The sequence below is a fragment of the Flavobacterium sp. MDT1-60 genome, from assembly GCF_014844035.1.
Taxonomy (GTDB): domain Bacteria; phylum Bacteroidota; class Bacteroidia; order Flavobacteriales; family Flavobacteriaceae; genus Flavobacterium.
The window spans coordinates 1,583,444-1,605,155 of sequence record NZ_CP062159.1 but is presented as its reverse complement, the minus strand read 5'-3'; the positions used below and the strand labels follow the sequence as shown (position 1 = coordinate 1,605,155).

At 33.2% G+C, this 21,712-nt stretch carries 23 protein-coding genes and 1 tRNA gene; 17 read left to right on the top strand and 7 right to left on the bottom strand.

From position 1 onward, the window contains the following. Complete coding sequence (locus IHE43_RS06800; protein ID WP_192187246.1) at window positions 1–561, top strand: AraC family transcriptional regulator; 561 nt, start codon at window positions 1–3, stop codon at window positions 559–561. 140 nt (window positions 562–701) lie between these two features. Here the strand turns inward: IHE43_RS06800 and IHE43_RS23495 are convergent, their stop codons facing one another. After that, on the bottom strand, window positions 702–884 hold the full coding sequence (locus tag IHE43_RS23495) for a type II toxin-antitoxin system YoeB family toxin (RefSeq protein ID WP_225585429.1): 183 nt from the start codon (window positions 882–884) through the stop codon (window positions 702–704). After that, a complete protein-coding gene (locus tag IHE43_RS06790) occupies window positions 860–1,090 on the bottom strand; it encodes a DUF2683 family protein (protein WP_192187245.1) in 231 nt (76 codons plus the stop codon). The genes IHE43_RS23495 and IHE43_RS06790 overlap by 25 nt, the downstream gene beginning before the upstream one ends. Window positions 1,091–1,319: 229 nt before the next feature. Here IHE43_RS06790 and IHE43_RS06785 point away from each other — a divergent pair, with 229 nt between their 5' ends. From IHE43_RS06785 to IHE43_RS06775, 3 genes are all read left to right on the top strand, one after another. After that, window positions 1,320–2,033 (top strand): heavy-metal-associated domain-containing protein, encoded by a 714-nt coding sequence (locus IHE43_RS06785; RefSeq protein ID WP_192187244.1) that lies wholly within the window; start codon window positions 1,320–1,322, stop codon window positions 2,031–2,033. Between the two features lie 56 nt (window positions 2,034–2,089). Next, window positions 2,090–4,282 carry a multicopper oxidase family protein gene (locus IHE43_RS06780; RefSeq protein ID WP_225585493.1) on the top strand — a complete coding sequence of 731 codons (2,193 nt, stop codon included), beginning with the start codon at window positions 2,090–2,092 and terminating at the stop codon, window positions 4,280–4,282. Between the two features lie 133 nt (window positions 4,283–4,415). Further along, a complete protein-coding gene (locus IHE43_RS06775; RefSeq protein ID WP_192187242.1) occupies window positions 4,416–4,577 on the top strand; it encodes a hypothetical protein in 162 nt (53 codons plus the stop codon). A gap of 192 nt (window positions 4,578–4,769) precedes the next feature. Here IHE43_RS06775 and IHE43_RS06770 read toward each other — a convergent pair whose 3' ends face one another. Beyond that, a complete protein-coding gene (locus IHE43_RS06770; protein ID WP_192187241.1) occupies window positions 4,770–5,222 on the bottom strand; it encodes a DUF4442 domain-containing protein in 453 nt (150 codons plus the stop codon). Window positions 5,223–5,477: 255 nt separating this feature from the next. On the opposite strand from IHE43_RS06770, the gene IHE43_RS06765 reads away from it, so the two are divergent. From IHE43_RS06765 to IHE43_RS06745, 5 genes are all read left to right on the top strand, one after another. Continuing rightward, window positions 5,478–5,933 carry a DUF4870 domain-containing protein gene (locus IHE43_RS06765; protein ID WP_192187240.1) on the top strand — a complete coding sequence of 152 codons (456 nt, stop codon included), beginning with the start codon at window positions 5,478–5,480 and terminating at the stop codon, window positions 5,931–5,933. A 159-nt stretch (window positions 5,934–6,092) separates the two neighbouring features. Further along, window positions 6,093–6,425, top strand: coding sequence for a PadR family transcriptional regulator (locus tag IHE43_RS06760; protein WP_008464689.1), 333 nt, complete (start codon window positions 6,093–6,095; stop codon window positions 6,423–6,425). Window positions 6,426–6,427: 2 nt separating this feature from the next. After that, complete coding sequence (locus tag IHE43_RS06755; RefSeq protein WP_192187239.1) at window positions 6,428–8,161, top strand: PspC domain-containing protein; 1,734 nt, start codon at window positions 6,428–6,430, stop codon at window positions 8,159–8,161. Between the two features lie 4 nt (window positions 8,162–8,165). Next, window positions 8,166–8,903: a head GIN domain-containing protein gene (locus tag IHE43_RS06750; protein ID WP_192187238.1), complete on the top strand. Its 738-nt coding sequence runs from the start codon at window positions 8,166–8,168 to the stop codon at window positions 8,901–8,903. Between the two features lie 86 nt (window positions 8,904–8,989). Next, the gene (locus IHE43_RS06745) at window positions 8,990–9,826 is read left to right on the top strand and encodes a GIN domain-containing protein (protein ID WP_225585428.1); all 837 of its coding nucleotides are present in this window, start codon (window positions 8,990–8,992) and stop codon (window positions 9,824–9,826) included. 130 nt (window positions 9,827–9,956) lie between these two features. On the opposite strand, the gene trxB is transcribed toward IHE43_RS06745, so the two are convergent. Continuing rightward, on the bottom strand, window positions 9,957–10,904 hold the full coding sequence (gene trxB / locus IHE43_RS06740; RefSeq protein ID WP_192187236.1) for a thioredoxin-disulfide reductase: 948 nt from the start codon (window positions 10,902–10,904) through the stop codon (window positions 9,957–9,959). A 153-nt stretch (window positions 10,905–11,057) separates the two neighbouring features. On the opposite strand from trxB, the gene IHE43_RS06735 reads away from it, so the two are divergent. The 8 genes from IHE43_RS06735 (at window position 11,058) to IHE43_RS06700 (ending at window position 17,430) form a co-directional block, all read left to right on the top strand. Then, window positions 11,058–11,132: transfer RNA gene (locus IHE43_RS06735), tRNA-Pro, on the top strand. 294 nt (window positions 11,133–11,426) lie between these two features. After that, a complete protein-coding gene (locus tag IHE43_RS06730; protein ID WP_192187235.1) occupies window positions 11,427–11,831 on the top strand; it encodes a septal ring lytic transglycosylase RlpA family protein in 405 nt (134 codons plus the stop codon). Between the two features lie 239 nt (window positions 11,832–12,070). After that, on the top strand, window positions 12,071–12,838 hold the full coding sequence (locus tag IHE43_RS06725; RefSeq protein ID WP_192187234.1) for a ParA family protein: 768 nt from the start codon (window positions 12,071–12,073) through the stop codon (window positions 12,836–12,838). Window positions 12,839–12,843: 5 nt separating this feature from the next. Next, the gene (locus tag IHE43_RS06720) at window positions 12,844–13,746 is read left to right on the top strand and encodes a ParB/RepB/Spo0J family partition protein (protein WP_192187233.1); all 903 of its coding nucleotides are present in this window, start codon (window positions 12,844–12,846) and stop codon (window positions 13,744–13,746) included. Next, complete coding sequence (locus IHE43_RS06715; RefSeq protein ID WP_192187232.1) at window positions 13,746–14,306, top strand: DUF5683 domain-containing protein; 561 nt, start codon at window positions 13,746–13,748, stop codon at window positions 14,304–14,306. Before IHE43_RS06720 ends, IHE43_RS06715 begins: the two co-directional genes overlap by 1 nt. A gap of 42 nt (window positions 14,307–14,348) precedes the next feature. After that, window positions 14,349–15,050 (top strand): 4-hydroxy-tetrahydrodipicolinate reductase, encoded by a 702-nt coding sequence (gene dapB, locus IHE43_RS06710; RefSeq protein WP_192187231.1) that lies wholly within the window; start codon window positions 14,349–14,351, stop codon window positions 15,048–15,050. 63 nt (window positions 15,051–15,113) lie between these two features. Further along, on the top strand, window positions 15,114–16,676 hold the full coding sequence (gene lepB / locus IHE43_RS06705; RefSeq protein ID WP_192187230.1) for a signal peptidase I: 1,563 nt from the start codon (window positions 15,114–15,116) through the stop codon (window positions 16,674–16,676). A gap of 121 nt (window positions 16,677–16,797) precedes the next feature. Beyond that, complete coding sequence (locus IHE43_RS06700; protein ID WP_192187229.1) at window positions 16,798–17,430, top strand: WbqC family protein; 633 nt, start codon at window positions 16,798–16,800, stop codon at window positions 17,428–17,430. 108 nt (window positions 17,431–17,538) lie between these two features. On the opposite strand, the gene IHE43_RS06695 is transcribed toward IHE43_RS06700, so the two are convergent. The 3 genes from IHE43_RS06695 to IHE43_RS06685 all read right to left on the bottom strand — a co-directional run bounded on the left by IHE43_RS06695 (window position 17,539) and on the right by IHE43_RS06685 (window position 21,693). Beyond that, on the bottom strand, window positions 17,539–19,701 hold the full coding sequence (locus IHE43_RS06695; RefSeq protein ID WP_192187228.1) for a DPP IV N-terminal domain-containing protein: 2,163 nt from the start codon (window positions 19,699–19,701) through the stop codon (window positions 17,539–17,541). Between the two features lie 63 nt (window positions 19,702–19,764). After that, a complete protein-coding gene (locus tag IHE43_RS06690) occupies window positions 19,765–20,811 on the bottom strand; it encodes an endonuclease/exonuclease/phosphatase family protein (protein WP_192187227.1) in 1,047 nt (348 codons plus the stop codon). Between the two features lie 18 nt (window positions 20,812–20,829). Further along, complete coding sequence (locus IHE43_RS06685) at window positions 20,830–21,693, bottom strand: rhomboid family intramembrane serine protease (protein WP_192187226.1); 864 nt, start codon at window positions 21,691–21,693, stop codon at window positions 20,830–20,832. Between the last annotated feature and the right edge of the window lie 19 nt (window positions 21,694–21,712).

Here is a 21,712-nt window from a genome sequence, read left to right as displayed (position 1 = left end):
ATGACACTCTACATCAAAAACATGGTGTGTGGTCGATGCAAAATGGTTGTGAAGTCTGAGTTTGAAAAACTCGGACTTCAGACTATTTCTGTTGAATTGGGCGAAGTCGAACTCAAAAACACCATATCTGAAGATCAAAAAAAGGAACTTTTAATTCATCTTCATGCTTTAGGTTTCGACCTAATCGATGATAAAAAAAGTAAAACCATTGAGAAGATAAAGAATCTAATTATTGATTTGGTTCATCATAAAAACAATGAACTAAAAATCAATTTATCTGATTATCTGGCGCAAAACCTCAATCAGGATTATAATACATTGAGTAATTTATTTTCGGAAGTCGAAAACACTACAATCGAAAAATACTTTATCAGCCAGAAAATAGAGAAGGTAAAAGAGCTTTTGATTTATAACGAGCTTTCGTTAAGCGAAATTGCCGACATTTTAAATTATAGTAATGTAGCCCATTTGAGTAATCAGTTCAAGAAGATTACAGGCTTTACTCCTACTTATTTCAAACAATTGAAAAATAAAAAACGAATTCAGATTGAGAATTTGTAGTTGTTTAATACAAAAAACGTGCTAATAATTATCACGTTTTTTTATTTATCTGAATAATGTCCCATTGCCGAAATTACGATTACAGTTACAATTTCTTCTTTAACTCTATATAAAAGTCTGTCCTTTTTATTTATTTCTCTTTACCACAATCCTAAAAGTTCATGTTTCAGTGCCTCAGGTTTTCCAACTCCTTCAAATGGGTTTTCAGCTAATTCTTCTAATATTTTTGCAATCTTCTTGATACTAGCCTGATTACCCGATTTTATATGTTTAGAAATATGACTCTGAGCTTCAGTGGTTACTTCAATCCTAAACTTCCCCATATATCATTAGGATCAACTATTATATTTTTAGATTTCCCGCTTTCATAATCTGCTTCTATTTTTTTTATTCTAGCAACAAATTCAGGATTATAAGGACTTTCTTCTTCCTCAATTTTTACACCTTTATTTGTAACTGCTAACAACTTTGCAAGTTCAAGCAGTGTTTTGCCCGCTTTTGTTCGCTCGTTAATGGTTATAGTTGTCATGATTTTAAATATTTATTATTACAAAGATACAAATCATGCTATTTTTATTACCATACAAATCTTTAAGCAAAGCATAATTATTCATCTAAATTGCTTAAATTCAATTATAGTTTAGAATTTTCATGATTGAGATAAATTTATAAATGTTACAAATCATTCACAAAATTATACAAACCGAAGTAATCGTTACTTCGGAAATTTGCATTGTAATACTTTAAAAGATAAAACAATGACACATACCTATCAACTTACCGGAATGACTTGTACGAGTTGTGAGGACAAAGTAAAAAAAGCACTTGAATTAGTTGACAATATCACTAATGTTGAAGTTTCAAAAGAAAACAATACTGCAACTGTTACAATGACCAAACATGTTGCAATAGTAGATTTACAAAATGCTTTAGATCCTAAATACCAAATTTCGACTATTGATCACAATGAAAATATCGAACAAACGAGATCCTGGTTCGAAACTTACAAACCCATTTTGCTTATTTTCTTTTATATCAGTTTGATTACGGTGCTAATCCAAACTACAAATCATCATTTCGATTTCATGCAGGCCATGCGACATTTTATGGCAGGGTTCTTTTTAGTTTTCTCTTTTTTCAAAATGCTCAACTTAAAAGGTTTTGCCGAAAGTTATATGATGTACGACGTTTTGGCTAGAAAGATTCCAGTTTGGGGATATATTTATGCCTTTTTAGAATTCGGTTTAGGAATTTCTTATCTCTTGAATTTTAATCCAATTTTTACAAATGCCGTTACTTTTATTGTAATGAGCATTAGTATTATTGGCGTTCTTCAATCGGTTTTGAATAAAAAGAAAATTCAGTGTGCTTGTTTGGGCGCCGTTTTTAATTTACCAATGAGTACCGTTACGATTATTGAAGACGGTTTGATGATTATCATGAGTTTAATTATGCTAATAACAATGCTATAATGAATTATAAAAAATCTTTTTTAGCCATAATACTAGTGTTGTTTTTCACGCAGATTATGCTTTCGCAAAAGATCGTTCGGTACGATTTATACGTTCGCGACACTATTGTCAATTTTTCCGGAAAAGAAAAACGTGCTCTGACTGTTAATGGACAAATTCCGATGCCAACTTTGACATTTACCGAAGGTGATATTGCTGAAATTTACGTGCACAACGAACTGGACAAAGAAGATACCGCATTACATTGGCACGGATTATTCCTTCCTAATAAAGAAGATGGTGTTCCGTATTTAACCCAAATGCCAATTGCACCCGGAACAACTCACAAATATAGTTTCCCCATTGTTCAGAATGGTACCTATTGGTATCACAGCCATTCAGGATTGCAGGAGCAAATAGGTTTGTACGGTCTTTTTATCATCAACAAAAAGAAAGACGATACTACTTTTAGAAAAGGAATTGATGATTTACCTACAGTTCCCGTCATTTTAAGTGAATGGACTGATTTGAAACCAGAGAATGTTCAGCGAATGCTGCACAATGCAAACGATTGGTTTGCCATAAAAAAAGGAACAACACAAAGTTATGCTGAAGCCATAAAACAAGGTCAGTTTTCAACGAAAGTGACCAATGAATGGAAACGCATGAATGCCATGGATGTCAGCGACGTTTATTATGAGACATTTTTAATTAATGGAAAAAATGAACAACAGCTTTCACAATTTAAAGCCGGCGAAAAAGTCCGATTACGAATTGCAAACGGTGGCGCGTCCAGCTATTTCTGGTTAACTTATGGAGGTGGAAAAATAACAGTTGTTGCCAGCGACGGAAACGATGTTGAACCTGTAGAAGTCGATCGATTAATTATTGCGGTTTCTGAAACGTATGATGTTGTCGTTACGATTCCTGAAAAAAATAAATCCTTTGCTTTTTTGGCTACAGCCGAAGACAGAACCGGATCGGCTTCTTTGTTTCTGGGAGACGGAATTAAACAGCCAGTTGCTCATCTCTTAAAACTAAAATATTTTGAAGGGATGAAAATGATGAACGATATGATGAAGATGAACGGCGAAATGAACGATATGGGCATGAATATGTCTTTGAATAAAATGGACATGAATGCCGTGATGTATCCTGAAATTTCAGGAGAAGAGGAGTTGACAAAAACTGAAGATCATTCTGGGCATAATATGGAAGATATGAAAATGTCAAACGACACCACAGACGTTGCTGAGATTACAACATTGAATTACGGAATGCTGAAATCGCCAACAGAAACAACGCTCCCAAAAGACGCTCCGGTAAAAGAATTACGATTTGAATTGTCCGGAAACATGAATCGGTATGTTTGGAGTCTGGACAATAAAGTGATTTCTGAAACGGATAAAATCTTAATTAAAAAAGGTGAAAACGTTCGGATCGTATTATATAATGGTTCGATGATGCGCCATCCGATGCATTTACACGGACATGATTTTAGGATTCTGAACGAACATGGCGATTATTCTCCACTTAAAAATGTTATCGATATTATGCCGATGGAAACCGATACCATCGAATTTCAGGCAAATACTGATGGTGACTGGTTTTTTCATTGTCACATCTTATATCATATGATGGCCGGAATGGGAAGAATTTTTAGTTATGAAAATTCTGCTCCGAATCCGTTGATTCATCATCCTGAAATGGCGTACAAAATGCTAAAAATGGACGATCGCATGTTTCATTTTATGGCCGAAAATGATTTTGCCACAAACGGAAACGACGGAGAAGCAATGTACAGCAATACACGCTGGAGCATTGGAACCGAATGGCGTTTGGGTTATAACGACAAACACGGTTATGAAACAGAAACCCACATTGGTCGTTATATTGGAAAAATGCAATGGCTAATGCCTTTTATCGGGTTCGACTGGAGATATAGAAAAATGGGAATGGACGAACAGGAACAAAACCTTTTTGGGCAAACCAATACCAAAGATAATCGTTCTGTATTTAGCGCCGGACTTGAATATATGCTACCCATGTTGGTAAAAGCTCAAGTTGAAGTTTATACTGATGGAAATGTGAGAATTCAGTTTGAACGAAAAGACATTCCACTTTCCAGACGTTTACGCATGAACTTAATGTGGAATACCGATAAGGAATACATGGCTGGCTTAAAATATATCGCAGGAAGAAACTTTGGAATTACTACACATTATGATAGCGATATGGGAATTGGTTTTGGAGTTAATCTAAACTATTAGGCCTCTGCTACCTATTTGCTTTTCAATGACATATTATTATAAAAACATTAACAAATTGTAAGAATCAACTCTAAGTAATGTTACTATATTTGATGCACCAAAAGCAATTTTCTAACACAATAAATCATATCAAATGACAAAAGTAATTACCTTCTTAACAGCTGCTGTATTTTCAATTGGAGTAACTGCACAAGAAACAAAACCGGTTCAAAAAGAAAAAGCAAAAAAAGAATCGTGCTGCAAAAAAACGTCAACAGATAAAACAGACAAAAAATCTTGTTGCGTTAAAAAATAATCGAAATTCTATTTCAATAAAAAGACCTCAATTGCTTGAGGCCTTTTTTATGTTTTGTTTTGCCACAGATTTCACAGATTAAAGTGATTTTTTTTTATTAAGAATCTTGATTTAACTTTGAAAAAGTTTAAAACGTTATCAAAGCCCTTCATTCAGAAATCTTTTTAATCTGTGAAATCTGTGGCAAAAAAATTATTTTAGTCTTACACTCCATTCAAAGTCCATTTCAGAAACCTGAACTCCTTCTTCATTTGTTCCTATAGATTTCATCCAGAAGGTTTGCCCCTCGCCTGTTTCAATTGTTCTTTTAATGGCATCGGCAATTAAATGTCCATCATTACATACGAAAGTTATTCTCCCAGTTGCTTTCTTAGTAAAGTTTCCTTTATTGTTTGCTACCAACATCGAGATTTTTCTTCCGCTTTCCTGGATTTGAGAAATAACCAAAGCTCCGGTAGTCAATTCGGCCGCCATGGCCTGAACTGCAAAATACATAGAGTTAAAAGGATTCTGGTTTATCCAACGATGTTTAACACTTACTACGCATCTGTCATTATCAATTGCTTTGACCCGAACACCACAAATATACGCTGAAGGTAATTTGAATAATACAAATTTATTGAGTTTTGAAACTGAAACTGCCATGTGATTTATTTTTTTATGTAAAAATACAAAAAAACTATGCACGCACAATAAATTAAGTTTACTTTCCTAAAGTATCAATAAAACAAGGCAGTACGGATGATTTTCAATATATTATCATGACCTTTAAAATTTTGCAATTGTTAAAATTGTGTTAATATTTGGTACTATGCAAAACAAGATACTGTCTTTTAGATATATATTTGCATAAGAAATTACTATATACTTTTAATCATGGAAACATCAACACCACTCATCATGGAAAAAACATCAGAAAAGAACACTGCAACGTTCACACATTTAAGTACTTTAACACAGTATATCGTTCCACTTGGAAATTATATTTTCCCGATTTTAATCTGGACAAATTACAAAGACAAGTCGGAGTTTGTAAACCATCACGGAAAACAAACCTTGAACTTTCAATTAAGTTTATTGCTTTACACTTTGGTTTTGGCTTTAATCGCCATTCCGGTTTTTGTAACGGTTTTTCTTCAAAATCTTCCAATGGAAGCTGTTTTTAACGACGAAGATTTCGTTCTCAGAAATTTCGATTTTCAAGGTAACATCGGATTACTTACTATAGGTGGAACGGCAGTCGTACTTTTTGGACTACTAAAAGTTGTTGAATTCTTTTTAGTGATTTATGCTTCAATAAAAGCTTCAAACGGAGAATATTACAAATATCCGCTAACGATTCCTTTTATAAAGTAATCCTCAAAAAGGTTAAAAGTTATAAGTTAAACGAAATAATTCTAACAGAATAAATTCGAAATCAATCATCAATCACCCGTGCCAGAATGCCGAACCGGCGCAGGAATCATCATCAATCAAAAAACGAATTGTTCAATCTAAAAAAAACAAAATGAAATTATGAACATTGAAAACACAAAAGCACAGATGCGCAAAGGTGTTCTTGAGTTTTGCATCTTATCTGTATTAAAAGAAAAAGATGCATACACATCAGAAATATTAGACACTTTAAAAAACGCAAAATTACTAGTTGTTGAGGGAACAGTTTATCCACTTTTAACTAGGCTGAAAAACGACGGTTTGCTAAATTATCGTTGGGAAGAATCGACCTCAGGGCCGCCAAGAAAATATTATGGATTAACCGAGATAGGACAAACTTTTTTAAACGAACTTAGCGGCACCTGGACAGAATTATCTGACGCCGTAAATCTAATCACCAATCAAAATCAATAGTCATGAACAAAACAGTAAATATTAACTTAGGAGGTATGTTTTTTCACATCGATGAAGATGCATACTTAAAATTAACTCGCTATTTTGACGCCATAAAGCGATCACTAAACAGCTCATCCGGACAAGACGAGATTATTAAAGATATCGAAATGCGTGTTTCTGAATTATTAACAGAAAAACAAAAAAGCGAGAAACATGTTGTGGGATTGAAAGATGTTGATGAAGTGATTGCAGTTATGGGACAACCAGAAGATTACATCATTGAAGATGAAGAAAAATCAAATCAGTCTTTTAACGATTACGGAGCAAGAAAACATAAAAAATTATACCGTGACAAAGAAAAAGGTATGATTGGTGGTGTTGCAACAGGTTTAGGACATTATTTTGGAATTGATGCTGTCTGGATTAAAATCGTATTCTTAGTATTTGTTTTTGCAGGTTTTGGAACTGGAATTTTAGCTTATTTCGTTCTTTGGATTGTAACTCCGGAAGCTGTTACAACTTCAGAAAAATTAGAAATGACAGGTGAACCGGTTACTATTTCGAACATCGAAAAAAAAGTTCGCGAAGAAATAGAGTCATTATCTGACAGATTTAAAAATGCAGATTATGATGCAATGGGAAACCAGGTAAAGTCGGGAGCTGAGAGAATAAGTAGTTCATTTGGAGACTTTGTCATTACGGTTTTTAAAATCTTCGCTAAATTTTTAGGCGTAATTTTAATCATGGCCGGTATTAGTACTTTGATATTATTGTTAATTGGAGTGTTTACTTTAGGAACAAATATCTTTATCGATTTTCCTTGGCAAAATTTTGTTGAAGCCGGAAACTTTACAGAGTACCCTATTTGGTCATTTGGTTTATTAATGTTCTTTGCCGTTGGAATTCCATTCTTCTTTTTGACACTTTTAGGTTTCAAATTGTTATCTCCAAACTTAAAGTCTATTGGTAATATCACAAAATACACTTTGTTGGCAATCTGGATTATCGCTATTGCAATTGCAATTAGCATTGGAATCAAACAAGCTACTGAAATTTCTTATGATGGTAAAACAGTAGAGAAAAAAGCAATCAATATCAATCCGAAAGATACACTTTATGTAAAATTCAGATACAATGATTACTACGCAAAAGATTTGAATCATCACAGAGAGTTTGAGTTTGTACAGGATTCCGCTAATCATCAGTTAATTTATTCTAATGATGTTCGCTTGCATGTTTTGCATACTGATGATGCTGCTCCTTATATACAAATTGAAAGAACCGCCAGAGGAAATTCATTTGCAAGTGCAAAACAAAGAGCAGAAAAAATCAATTATAATATTCAGGTTAGCGGAAATCATTTAATTTTGGATAATTATTTTCTTACAGATGTAAAAAATAAGTTTAGAGGTCAGGAAGTTGATGTATATTTGTACTTGCCGGAAGGTCAATTGTTTAAACCAGATGCATCTGTACAAGATTACGATGATTCTGAGAATGACTTTTTCAACTTGCATTTTAGTGGTAATTACAATTATAAAGTTGAAGGTTCTAAAATTAAATGCCTGAATTGTCCGGCAGATGAAAATGATCATGATGATGTAGACTACGACAACAATGATACTACCGCAATTGACAACGATACGGTAAAAGAAGTATCAATTAAAATAAACGGAAAAGAAGTTTTAAACGGAAAAAAAACTAACGGAAAGCTAACCACTGATAAAAACGGAGTTATAATCAAAATAAACTAAAGCCATGATAAAAATAATCATTCATATTACGAAATTCATTATTGCCACTGTTACCGCATTATTGTTCGCTTCATGTAATTTTAATAACATGAAATCGATTGAAGGAAGTGGAAATGTTACGACTGAAAAACGAATTGTTCAGGGAGATTTTAAAAAAGTATCAGTAAGCAATGCTATTGATGTTGTAATCGAACAATCAGATAAAACCGAGATCATTGTCGAAGCTGATGACAATTTGCAAAAAGAAATTAAAACGACTGTTGAAAACGGAACACTTGTAATTCGTTGTGAATTTACTTCTTTCCATAATGTTACTAAGAAAAAAGTAATTGTTAAGATGCCTGTTATTGACAAATTAGAAGCTTCAAGTGCTTCTACTATAACCAGCACAGATGTTCTTCGGGCTACTAACATAAAATTAGATGCCTCAAGTGCTGCTACGATGAATGTTAATATCGAATCTGATGAAATTTCTTTGGACACAGACAGTGCCGGTTCTATTACAATTGAAGGAAAAGCATTAAAAGTAAAATCTTCAGCATCAAGCGCTGCAAGTATAGAAGCTGAAAAATTATTAGCCAATGAAATTGAAGCTGATGCCGATAGCGGAGCAAGCATAAATATTCACCCAATCGTGAGTTTAAAAGCCAAAGCCAACAGTGGTGGAAGCATCAATTATGAAGGTTCTCCTAAAACAATTGAAAAAACTGAAAATTCTGGAGGAAGCATCAGTCAGGGATAAACCTAATTTATCTGTTAAATATAAAAGAAATCATTCATCAAAAGTGGATGATTTTTTTATATTTGTCAAAATCAAATCTAGAATTAATGAAAAAAAGTACAGCCCTACTCCTATTATTATTATTAGTCACTACAGTAACTTTTGCCCAAAAAAGAGAAAAGATAAAAGGAACTAAAGTCGTTACGACTTCAATAAAAGAATCAGGAAATTTTGACGCTCTTGAAGTTGATGACAATATTGAAGTTTATTTAGAACGTGGAGAAAAAAACGAAATTAAAATTGAAGCCGATGATAATTTGCATGATATTATCGGAATGGATTTAAGAGACAAAACTCTTCGCTTATATACCGCAAAAGAAAGTACTATTTTCAAAAAACTTGCTGTACATGTTACGTACACAAATACTTTTAATAAAGTTATTACAAAAAACGAAGCCGTTGTTTATGCAATTCAGGAACTTCAGTTGGATGATATTACTTTTAATAGTTTCGATTTTTCAAAATTATTTTTAAATGTAAATGCTAAAAAATTCAGTTTAATTGCTGATGATAAATCAAAATCAGAAATAAACTTAAAAGCAGACGAAGCTGCACTTCAATTGAGCAAAAGCTCCACTATAAAATCTTTGGTATCAGCAACTAAATTCAAATGTGATTTATATCAAAAAGCCAATGCAACCCTTGAAGGAATCGCAGAAAAAGCAACTATTCGTTTAGATAATAATTCGACTTTCACCGGAACTAAATTTACTTTGAAAGATGCCAATATTACTGCTGAAGGATATTCAGTAGGAAGTATTTTAGCAGAAACAACACTAACATTAGCAGCAGGAGACAAAACAGAAGTTTCACTTTTTGGAAGCCCTGTCATCACGCTTACTCGTTTTTCTGAAGAAGCAAAATTGATAAAAAAAATAAAATAGTCACAGTTTTCGGTCTCCGTCTTCAGTTCTGAAAACTTTATAAATTTTATATAAAAAAGTCCCAATCGAAAATAATTGGGACTTTTTTATATTCGCATTCCGGCAAACTGAAAACTGAGACTGAGACTGTTTACTCCTTAGACGCTAAATATCTTTCTGCATCAAGAGCAGCCATACAACCTGTTCCGGCAGCAGTAATTGCCTGACGGTAAACGTGATCGGCAGCATCTCCAGCTACAAAAACACCGTCAACATTTGTTTTAGATGTTCCCGGAGTATTGATAATATAACCTGTCTCATCAAGAGTGATGTAATCTTTAAAAATATCTGTATTTGGTTTGTGACCAATTGCTACGAAAAATCCTGTTGCAGGAATTTCAATAACTTCACCAGTAGTTTTATTCAAAGCTTTTATAGCATGAACAACATTATTATCTCCTAAAACTTCAAGAGTATCATGGTTCATTAAAATCTCGATATTCTCTGTTTTTCGAACGCGTTCTTCCATAATTTTTGAAGCTCTGAATTTTTCGCTTCTCACCAACATCGTTACTTTTTTACAAAGTTTAGATAAGTAATGCGCTTCTTCACAAGCAGAATCTCCTGCCCCAACGATTACAACTTCCTGGTTACGGTAGAAAAATCCATCGCAAACAGCACAGGCAGAAACTCCTCCACCCATATTTAGATAATGTTGCTCTGATGGTAGCCCCAAATATTTAGCCGAAGCACCTGTTGAAATAATAACGGTTTCACAGTGCAATTCGATGCTATCATTAATCCAAACTTTATGAATATCTCCTGAAAAATCAACTTTAGTAGCCCAGCCATCACGAATATCTGCACCAAAACGTTTTGCCTGATCTTGTAACTGAATCATCATTTCTGGTCCTGTTACTCCATCAACATAACCTGGAAAGTTTTCTACTTCATTTGTAGTTGTCAACTGACCGCCTGGCTGCATTCCCTGATATAAAACCGGATTCATATTTGCTCTGGCAGCATAAATTGCAGCAGTATAACCTGCAGGACCAGAACCTATAATAAGGCATTTAATTTTTTCGATTGTATCTGACATAATTCGTGTAGTTTTTTTGTGATGCAAATGTAAACTTTATTATAAAAAATTACCACCAAATTAAATCCTAAATAACTATCTCAAAATAAGTTTTATTTATTTTGAAATTTTCCTTTTGTAAACAGAATTTATTACTATATTTGCATCCGCTTACGGGGTGTAGCGTAGCCCGGTTATCGCGCCTGCTTTGGGAGCAGGAGGCCGCAGGTTCGAATCCTGCCACCCCGACAAAAGTCTTTTCATTTATTTGAAAAGACTTTTTTTTGCTTTAAATTCAAAAACATCAATATTCCCCGAACTTCTAAAATTTATTATATTCCAATTATAGCCTACGGTTTTGATCGTAGGGAATTGATAGTGATAATATTAAGTTCCAACATTTGATACCTTTGGCAATTTTCATAATATGTTATTCAAGTTTTACCTCCCCATAAAAAGCTTTTCTTTAGTATAAATATAACCTGATCTATTTGGTTATTTTTTTTAAATAAGCTTTTTTTGCACCCAATAGAAAATATTTAAATGAAAAAAATAGCACTCTATATAATTTTATTTATTTCCACGTTCGCTTTTGCACAAAAAAAATCAGCTTCTAAAGAATCTAAAGGAAAATCTGAAAAATACATCTTATACAAGACTCATGCACATGCCTCTTATTACAATGATAAATTTAACGGAAAAAGAACTGCAAGTGGAAGACGATTCAATAACAATAAATTAACTGCTGCTCATAAAAAATTTGCTTTTGGCACAAAACTAAAAATCACAAACGAACGAAATAATAAATCTGTTATTGTAGAGGTTACCGACAGAGGACCTTTTAGCAAAAAAAGAGAAATTGATCTTACAAAAAGAGCTTTTATGAAAATTGCCTCAAACAAAAGAAGTGGCTCAATGAATGTAAAAATTGAACTTTTAAAAAATTAAAAAACTTAATCTAACACTAAATTGCATTTTTTTTAATCAAACTATCGCTTTGTACTTTTTGCACTTAAAACAAGGATAAAACAGTAGGGAATTTCGTTACTATTTTTTATTATTACAAAAAAAAAATCTTCAAAACACGCACCATACAACGATTAACCAAAGTTTAGCAAATGTTAACAAAATAGATTTTCAAAAACCATAAATAATTGTATTTTTACGGTTCAAAATTTAGAAAATAAATGGGCAAAATCATTGCGATTGCTAATCAAAAAGGAGGCGTTGGAAAGACTACTACATCGGTAAATCTTGCAGCCTCACTAGGTGTTTTAGAAAAAAAAGTATTATTGATTGATGCTGATCCTCAAGCAAATGCCACGTCCGGCCTTGGGATTGATGTAGAATCAGTAGAAATTGGTACCTACCAAATACTTGAACATAGCCACACCCCAAAAGAAACCATCGTGAAATGTTCAGCTCCAAATGTTGATGTGATCCCTGCTCATATTGACCTTGTGGCCATCGAAATCGAATTGGTTGACAAAGAAAACAGAGAATACATGCTTAAAAAGGCATTAGAAAGTGTAAAAGACGACTATGATTTTATTATTATTGACTGTGCACCTTCTTTAGGTTTATTAACCCTGAATGCTTTAACAGCTGCAGATTCAGTAGTTATTCCAATTCAATGTGAATATTTCGCACTTGAAGGATTAGGAAAATTATTGAACACTATAAAAAGTATTCAAAAAATACACAACCCGGATCTTGATATCGAAGGATTGCTCCTTACAATGTATGACTCAAGATTACGTTTATCTAATCAGGTGGTTGAAGAAGTTCAAAAACACTTTAATGATATGGTTTTTGACACCGTTATTCAGCGAAATGTAAAATTAAGTGAAGCGCCAAGTTTTGGAGAAAGCATCATTAACTATGACGCAACCAGCAAGGGAGCTGTTAATTACATTAATTTAGCTCAGGAAATTATAAAGAAAAACAGCAAATAGTTTTTATGACAAAAGCAATTAAAAAACAAGCCTTAGGAAGAGGATTATCAGCATTATTAAAAGATCCGGAAAACGACATTACATCAGTAGAAGACAAAAATGCTGACAAAGTTGTTGGAAACATCATAGAGCTTGAAATAAGTGCTATCGAAATAAATCCGTTTCAGCCTAGAAGCAATTTTAATGAAGAATCTTTACGCGAATTAGCCACTTCTATTAAAGAACTTGGTGTGATTCAACCTATTACTGTTCGAAAATTAGAATTCAATAAATACCAGTTAATCTCTGGAGAGCGTCGTTTACGTGCTTCAACTTTAGTAGGCTTAACACATGTTCCAGCTTACATCCGTATAGCAAATGACAATGAGTCTTTGGTTATGGCTTTGGTTGAAAACATTCAGCGTCATGACTTAGATCCAATTGAGATTGCACTATCCTACCAACGTTTGATTGATGAAATTCAATTGACTCAGGAACAAATGAGTGAACGGGTTGGAAAAAAACGTTCTACAATTGCCAATTATTTACGTCTTTTAAAATTAGATCCGATTATCCAAACGGGTATTCGCGATGGTTTTATCAGCATGGGTCACGGTAGAGCGATTATTAATATTGAAGATTTAGATATACAGACGGATATCTATCAAAAAATAGTAAGTCAAAATCTATCTGTTCGTGAAACAGAGACTTTGGTGAAAAATTATCACGAAAGCCTAAAGCCAAAACCAGAAGGAAAAGCAAAAGCAGATTCTTCGTTTATGGTTAAAGAAACACATAAAAACACTTTCAATGATTATTTCGGTGCGAAAGTTGATATAAAAGTCGCTGGTAACGGAAAAGGAAAAATCACAATTCCTTTTAATTCCCAAGCTGATTTTGACAGAATTATAAAATTAATAAACGGATAGTGAATAAAATTGTCCCCATCAGTCTATTGTTCTTTCTTATAGGAACCGTTTCTCTTTTTGCCCAGGCAAAAAAAGACACGGTTTTGGTTGTTAAAGACACTACTAAGTTACAGGAAATAGACCCGCTTACTCCAGCAAAAGCAGCCTTTTACTCGGCAATTTTACCAGGTTTAGGTCAGGCATACAACAAAAAATACTGGAAAATACCATTAGTTTACGGAGCAATTGGCACCAGTTTATATTTTTATATTGATAATAATAAAAAATACCACGATTATCGTGACGCCTACAAACGAAGACTTGAAGGCTACAACGATGATGATTATCAATTTTTAGATGAGAGCAGACTTATTGCCGGGCAAAAATTCTATCAACGAAACAGGGATTTATCTGCATTGTTTGTTGTAGGTTTTTATGTTTTAAACATTATTGATGCCAATGTCGATGCCGCTTTAATTCAATTTAACGTAAACGAAAGACTATCAGTACGTCCGGAAATTTATCCGGCTGATGTAACTTTTAAACCAAACGTTGGACTAACTTTTAATTACCACTTTTAAATAGCCTTTGTTACTATTTAAAATTCAAAAAAAATACATAAAATGAGAATTGCACTTTTAGGATACGGAAAAATGGGTAAAGTAATTGAACGAATTGCTTTAGAAAGAGGTCATGAAATTGTTTTAAAGAAAGATGAAACTAATACTTTTGAAGGACTTTCGACTGCTGATGTCGCAATTGATTTCAGCGTTCCTACTGCTGCCGTTGATAATATATCCAATTGTTTTCATGCCAATGTTCCTGTAGTATCCGGAACAACAGGCTGGTTAGAACATTTTGACGAAATGGTTGCGCTTTGCAACGAAAAACAAGGGGGATTCATTTCGAGTTCTAACTTTAGTTTAGGAGTGAATATTTTCTTCGAATTGAATGAATATCTGGCTAAAATTATGTCCCAATTTGATTCGTACAAAGTGACTATGGAAGAGATTCATCATACTCAAAAATTAGATGCTCCTAGTGGAACTGCAATTTCATTAGCAAAAGGTGTTATCGAAAATAGCAATTACGCAAATTGGACTTTAGACGAGGCTAACACAAACGAAATTCATATTGAAGCAAAAAGAATTGGAGACGTTCCGGGCACTCATACCGTAACTTACAATTCAATTGTAGATAGCATCGAATTAAAACATACTGCCCATAACCGTGAAGGTTTTGCTCTTGGTGCCGTAATTGCAGCTGAATGGCTTGCTGGTAAAAAGGGAATCTACAGTATGAAAGACGTTTTAAACTTAAAATAAATTTAAACTTTAAAGTTAAATCCAACAGATCAACTTTAAACTTGAAACTTTAAACAAAATATTATGACTCTATATCTTTGGTTTGTTTTTTTCTTAGCGGTTCAAATCATTCATTTTATGGGAACCTGGAAATTGTATCAGGCTGCTAGCCGAAAAAGTTGGGAAGCTGCAATTCCTGTTTTCAATTCTATAATCCTAATGAAGATTATTGGTAGACCAACCTGGTGGACAATATTGCTTTTCATTCCGATTATAAACCTGATTATGTTTCCAGTTGTTTGGGTAGAGACACTAAGAACGTTTGGTAAAAAATCAACTTTAGATACTTTTTTTGGAATTTTCACCCTTGGCTTCTATATCTATTATGTAAACTATACTCAGAAATTAGAATACAACGCCAACAGATCATTAACTCCTGAAAACAAAACTGCTGATACAATAAGTTCACTTCTTTTTGCTATAATCGTAGCGACACTGGTGCACACTTATGTAGTACAACCTTATACAATTCCAACTTCTTCATTAGAAAAATCTTTATTAATTGGAGACTTTTTATTCGTAAGCAAACTAAACTACGGGCCAAGAGTTCCAATGACTACAGTTGCATTACCAATGGTTCATGATTCTATACCATTAACAAAAAGAAAATCATACTTAAGCTGGCCACAATTACCCTATTTTAGATTACCTGCTTTCGAAAAAATAAAGCGAACCGATATTGTCGTTTTTAACTGGCCCGTTGATACGGTACATTATTTTTACGAGCCAAAAGGACGACCAGGCGTAATAAAACCAATTGACAAAAGATCAAATTATGTTAAGAGATGTGTTGGTATTCCCGGAGATAGCTTATCTATAAAAGATGGTTATGTTTATATCAACGGAAAAAAATTAATTTTACCAGAAAGAGCAAAACCGCAATATTCATACAAAATAGCATTAGACGAAAAAACTCCAATTGATTTAGAAGCTCTTTTAAAAGAATTGAATGTTAATCTTGTCGATGTAAGAGGGTTTAGAGATCCGGCTAAAAGAGACACACTGTATATTGGCGCCTTAACAGAAGCTAATGCAGAACGAATGAAAAGCATTCCTGGTATTACTGGCGTAGTACGCGAAATTGCAACTGGAAATGATGATAGGATCTTCCCTCACATCAATAAATGGAACGAAGACAATTACGGCCCAATCTATATTCCGGAAGCAGGAAAAACGGTTGCTCTAACAAACGAATCATTACCATTTTACAAAGAAATTATTACAAATTATGAAGGTAATACTTTGCAAATAGACGGTTCTCATTTTATTATTAACGGAAAACAAACTAACACCTATACATTCAAGCAAAATTATTACTGGATGATGGGAGACAATCGCCATAATTCTGAAGACAGTCGCTACTGGGGTTATGTACCTGAAAATCACATTGTAGGAAAACCAGTTTTTATCTGGTTAAGCTGGGACACTAACGGAAAAGGAATCAATAAAATTCGTTGGGACAGAGTTTTTACAACAGTTGATGGTGAAGGACAGCCACAATCTTACTTCAAATATTTCTTAATGGTACTTGCTGCCTATTTTGTTGGAGAGTATTTCTGGAGAAAGAGAAAAGAAAATAAAGCATAAATAAAAAATAGTTATTTTAGTTTCAGGTTTGCTACGCCAGTTCAGCTTTCAGCCTCGTGTCAAGTTTCAAGTTTGCACAAAACCTGAAACTTGAAACCTGAAACTTTTAAACAAAAAAGTCATGAATTCGTTATTACTTCCTACTTATTTTCCTTCGATTAGCCACTTTGCAGTTATGGCTCAATCTGAAAATATTACTTTTGAAATGGAAGATAATTTTCAAAAACAAACCAACAGAAACCGTACCTATATCTATAGTCCAAACGGAATTCAGTTATTGAACATTCCTGTTAAACATTCTAAAACATTGCATCAAAAAACAAGAGATGTTTTGATTGAAAATGAATTTGACTGGCAAAAACAACATTTTAAATCTTTGGAAGCAGGTTACAGAAGTTCTCCTTTTTTTGAATTTTTTGAAGATGATATTCGACCAGTTTTCGAAAAGAAACATACTTTTTTAATAGATTTAAACATGGAAGTTTTACACATTGTTACCAAATGTTTGAGAATCAAATTAGAATTCAGCAAAACAACCGAATATTTCATGGATGCAGAAAATATCTGTGATTTCAGATATCTGGCAAATGGTAAAAAAGACCCAAATTCTTTCGAAAAATACCCACAGGTATTCGATGACAAACATGGTTTTATGAATAATCTGAGTGTTTTGGATTTACTTTTTAACGAAGGTAAATTTGCTATGGATTATTTAAAAACGCAAAAGATACTCAGAGATCATTCCAACGCATAAAACCGCTACTTTTTTCTTAGCAGCCACCAATATATCATTTTGTCTTAAAATAAAAAAGGGAGAATTTCATTTACAGAAATTCTCCCTTTTTTATTTTTCTTTCAAATTTTATTTTGCACCAGGAGGGCATTTTTCTTCCACAAATTTGATAAAAGTGTTTATTAAATGTTGTTGGGTACCCTCACCTTCATAGATAGAATGAGAACGATTAGGATAGATCATTAAATTGAAAACTTTATCATATTTAATTAATTCATTTATCAAAACTTCAGCATTTTTATAATGTACATTATCATCACCTGTTCCGTGAATATAAAGTAAATTTCCTTTCAAGTTTTTTGCATGAGTCACTGGTGAAGCCTGGATATAAGCCGCTTCGTTTTCATTTGGCAAGCCCATATAACGTTCTGTATATATATTATCATAAAAATGCTGATCTGTCACCGCAGAAATTGCTACTCCTGTTTTGTATATTTCAGGGTATTGAAACATCAAATTTAATGTAACAGCCCCACCGCCACTCCATCCGTGAACGGCCACTCTATCCTTATCAATAAAATTCCACTTCAAAATTTCTTTTGCAGCCATTGCCTGGTCACGGGTGTTGATAATTCCGATGTTTTTATAAATAGATTTTCTCCATTTTGTTCCTTTCAGGGATGGAGTTCCTCTGTTGTCCAATGCAATTCCGATATAGCCTCTTGGAATCAACATGTCTATAAATCCATTAAAATAAGGTATATCATTCGCTACAGTAGCCATTGGCTCTCCATAAACATAAAAGAACAGTGGATATTTTTTTGCCGGATCAAAATCAAGAGGTTTTGCCATTACACCATCCATTTCGATACCGTCACCAGTCGTAATTTTAAACTTTTCCAAAGAAAACTGATGTGCCGGAGCTGTAAAAACATCTGTCTCTTTTGGTACTATTTTTTTATGATCAGAAAGCGAAACTAATCTCGAATTTAGATTACGATTGATGTTAGAATTGGTATGTTTTGCATATGATCCATCTGTAGAGAATTCATATTCATTTGTTCCTTCAAATACTTCCGGAGTGATTCTTTTTGTTTTTCCGGATTTTAAATTAGTTTCGTACAAATAGCGCTGAGTCGCATCTGCAGGGCTTGAAATGTAATAAATTGATTTTGTCTTGTCATTATACGCCTTAAAATAAGCATCAAATTTACCGGTCGTAACTAACTCTTTCTTTTTTCCATCTTTACTGATTTTATAAATATGCATCCAGCCATCAGCATCAGAACTCCATAAAAAAGATTTTCCATCATCTACAAATTGACATGGAAAGCCATCATATACTCCTGAAGAAATATCAAAAACATCAATCCACTCAGGTGATTTTTCCTGATAGATTAAATTTGCTTTTCCTGATTGTGCATTGCAATTATAAACGGAAGCCTGATTTTGATATCTATTAAGCTGAACCACCATTACTTCTTCTTTTGCAATCCATTCCATACGAACCAAATAATTATTATCTGGCTCACCCGGAATATCCAGCCAATTTGTTTTTAAAGAAGCAATATCAATAACTCCAATTTTTACAGAAGAAGGTTTTTCACCCGCTTTAGGATATTCGACCGGAACTACAAACGGATATAAAGCATCCGTGTTATTGATCATTAAATGAAATTTCGTTTCTGAAGCATCAACTCTCCAGTACGCAATACTTTTTCCATCAAGACTCCAGCGGAAGCCATCTCTGGCAGCAAGTTCTTCTTCATACACCCAGTCAAACGTTCCATTAATAACTTTATCTGTTCCATCAGTTGTTAAAGGCGTTATTTTCCCAGAAACCAAATTTTCAAGATAAATATTGTGTTTCGAAACATAAGCAACATTTTCATTATCATTAGAGAATTTAGCAAACATTAAAGATGACGGTTCTAAATTACCCCCTAACTTTCTTCCGTTTCCTGTTGCCAAATCAAAAAACCAGTAATCACCTTTGGTATTAGCTCTCCACACTTTTTTTGAATTGGTATAAACCAATACTTTTGTTTTATTTTGATTCCAGACCAAATCTTCTACTTCTCCATCAAAACCGGCATTTTTTAATTGTTTGTCTGTTAAAACTGTAGTCTTCTGATCTAATTTATCAACATCATAAACAACAATATTAGCTGCCGAGTTTACCCAAAATGAATGCGAATTTGGCAGCCATTTTAATTCATTAATGTCAATATCTTTCTGAGCAAATATGCTTGAGCAAATAAAAAGAAGTAATAAAAAACGTTTTTTAATCATAGTTTCATTGGTATTTAGGAATTTAAACTTAGCGTATACCTTTGCGCTCTTTGCGGTAAAAAACTATTCTATCGAGAGCCTGGTCATAATAGGGTAATGATCTGAATTTTCGAAATCAGAAAAACTTTCAAATTGTTTGACTTTCATTTTACTGTCTGCAAAAATATAATCAATTCGTGCAGGATAATAACGGAATTTATAAGTTGCCCCAAAACCTCCGCCAGCTTCTTCAAAAGTATCTTTAAGCTTTCCTTTTATATTTCGGTATACATATGAAAAAGGACTGTTATTCATATCTCCACAAATAATAATCGGGTTTTTACATTGCTTAATATTCTCTTTAAATATTTCGGCCTGCTCCTGTTGTTGTCTAAATCCTTTGCTAATTCTAGTGTAGATCAACTGCGATTTTTGTTGATTTACATTATCAATATCATTTGAAATTTTAGCAACATCCGGTGAAATTTTAATAGATTGTAAGTGCATATTATAAACACGAATAATATCTTTGCCTCGTTTTATATCAGCATAAATCACATTGTTATCTGAATTTGGAAAGATGATATTCCCTTCATATAATATTGGGAATTTGGAAAAAATTGCCTGACCCGTTTTAATTTGATTTCCATCAATAAAAATATAACGATGCGGGTATACTTTTAAATCCAAATGAGCTGAATTCGAATATTCCTGAATACACAAAATATCCGGATCTTTTTCGTCAATAAAAGTTTTAATGTTGGACGGAATATCTTCACGATCGAGCCATTTAAAAACATTAAAAAGACGCACATTGTAACTCATTACAGAGAAGTCTTTTTCGTCTTTAACATATTCTTTTGCTGAAAATTTGTAAAACTTACTGATAAATGTAATTCCAGTCAGCAGAACTAAACCAGACAAAATAAGACGCTTTTTAAACTGAATCGCCCAATAAACAAAGAAGAGTGCATTTAGCACAAAAAAAGCCGGCATAAACAGCGTCAGCACCGATAAAAGCGGAAAACTCTTAGGTGCTAGAAAAGGTAAAATATAGACACTAAATGTAAGGACAGTCAGCACTATATTCAAAAAGAACATTATCTTATTAAACCACGAAAGGTTTTTCATATTTTGTTGCTAAAAGGATTATTTTCCAGCTTTAAATAAAAACTCTTTTTCTTCTTTTGTCAGACAATCATAGCCGGACTGGCTGATCTTATCTAAAATTTCATCAATCTGTTGCTGCGTTTTGTCTTTCGTAACAATTCTTGACGTCACTTTTTCTGTAGGTTTTTGATAATTTTTATGAACTTTTTTGAATGGGGTCGAAGGGGATTTTTTAAATAGATTTACAAAGAAATCAATTGTTCTGGAAATAATGATACTCAAATCCGTACCGTTTTGAAGCAATTTGATAAAAATAAATCCGAACAATGCGCCAGCTAAATGCGAAATATGGCCTCCCATATTTTCTAAACGAAGCTGCATTAAGTCCAGAATTAAAATTACAGCTGTAATATGCCACAATTTTACATTTCCGATCAATAATAAACGTACGTTCATTAAAGGCTGATAGGTTGTTGCCGCCACTAAAATTGCCATAATTGCAGCAGAAGCGCCAACAATAGATGCAGAGTAGCTTAAAAAATAATAGCTTAATGCAAAAACAATTCCTGCGAAAATGGCACTTAAGATATACAATCCTAAATATTGTTTTTGTGTAAAAAAGGTGAGGAATAATTGACTGGCAAAATTCAAAACCATCATATTAAACAACAAATGCAAAAATGATGAATGAAAAAAAGCGTAAGTTAAAAATGTCCAGGGTCTGATTAAAAAACTATTTGGATCTGATGATAAAGCCAGCCAATCCGGATAAGCAAAACCTCCACCTGAATATTGATAGAAAAACACCAATGAAATCAGGAAACAGGCAATATTCCAGTAAATAACACGCAGCGCAATTCCTCCTATTTTATATTGTAGTTTTAAATCATCTAAAATATTCATAAAAGCTTTCTTTAGTTTT

Bases quoted from the DNA above. Each gene is read 5' to 3' on its own strand.
- IHE43_RS06690 (WP_192187227.1), bottom strand. From the start codon at position 20,811: ATGAAAAACCTTTCGTGGTTTAATAAGATAATGTTCTTTTTGAATATA.
- IHE43_RS06695 (WP_192187228.1), bottom strand. From the start codon at position 19,701: ATGATTAAAAAACGTTTTTTATTACTTCTTTTTATTTGCTCAAGCATA.
- lepB (WP_192187230.1), top strand. From the start codon at position 15,114: ATGACTCTATATCTTTGGTTTGTTTTTTTCTTAGCGGTTCAAATCATT.
- IHE43_RS23495 (WP_225585429.1), bottom strand. From the start codon at position 884: ATGGGGAAGTTTAGGATTGAAGTAACCACTGAAGCTCAGAGTCATATT.
- dapB (WP_192187231.1), top strand. From the start codon at position 14,349: ATGAGAATTGCACTTTTAGGATACGGAAAAATGGGTAAAGTAATTGAA.
- IHE43_RS06760 (WP_008464689.1), top strand. From the start codon at position 6,093: ATGAACATTGAAAACACAAAAGCACAGATGCGCAAAGGTGTTCTTGAG.
- IHE43_RS06790 (WP_192187245.1), bottom strand. From the start codon at position 1,090: ATGACAACTATAACCATTAACGAGCGAACAAAAGCGGGCAAAACACTG.
- trxB (WP_192187236.1), bottom strand. From the start codon at position 10,904: ATGTCAGATACAATCGAAAAAATTAAATGCCTTATTATAGGTTCTGGT.
- IHE43_RS06720 (WP_192187233.1), top strand. From the start codon at position 12,844: ATGACAAAAGCAATTAAAAAACAAGCCTTAGGAAGAGGATTATCAGCA.
- IHE43_RS06755 (WP_192187239.1), top strand. From the start codon at position 6,428: ATGAACAAAACAGTAAATATTAACTTAGGAGGTATGTTTTTTCACATC.
- IHE43_RS06730 (WP_192187235.1), top strand. From the start codon at position 11,427: ATGAAAAAAATAGCACTCTATATAATTTTATTTATTTCCACGTTCGCT.
- IHE43_RS06800 (WP_192187246.1), top strand. From the start codon at position 1: ATGACACTCTACATCAAAAACATGGTGTGTGGTCGATGCAAAATGGTT.
- IHE43_RS06685 (WP_192187226.1), bottom strand. From the start codon at position 21,693: ATGAATATTTTAGATGATTTAAAACTACAATATAAAATAGGAGGAATT.
- IHE43_RS06785 (WP_192187244.1), top strand. From the start codon at position 1,320: ATGACACATACCTATCAACTTACCGGAATGACTTGTACGAGTTGTGAG.
- IHE43_RS06725 (WP_192187234.1), top strand. From the start codon at position 12,071: ATGGGCAAAATCATTGCGATTGCTAATCAAAAAGGAGGCGTTGGAAAG.
- IHE43_RS06775 (WP_192187242.1), top strand. From the start codon at position 4,416: ATGACAAAAGTAATTACCTTCTTAACAGCTGCTGTATTTTCAATTGGA.
- IHE43_RS06750 (WP_192187238.1), top strand. From the start codon at position 8,166: ATGATAAAAATAATCATTCATATTACGAAATTCATTATTGCCACTGTT.
- IHE43_RS06780 (WP_225585493.1), top strand. From the start codon at position 2,090: ATGCTTTCGCAAAAGATCGTTCGGTACGATTTATACGTTCGCGACACT.
- IHE43_RS06745 (WP_225585428.1), top strand. From the start codon at position 8,990: ATGAAAAAAAGTACAGCCCTACTCCTATTATTATTATTAGTCACTACA.
- IHE43_RS06770 (WP_192187241.1), bottom strand. From the start codon at position 5,222: ATGGCAGTTTCAGTTTCAAAACTCAATAAATTTGTATTATTCAAATTA.
- IHE43_RS06765 (WP_192187240.1), top strand. From the start codon at position 5,478: ATGGAAAAAACATCAGAAAAGAACACTGCAACGTTCACACATTTAAGT.
- IHE43_RS06700 (WP_192187229.1), top strand. From the start codon at position 16,798: ATGAATTCGTTATTACTTCCTACTTATTTTCCTTCGATTAGCCACTTT.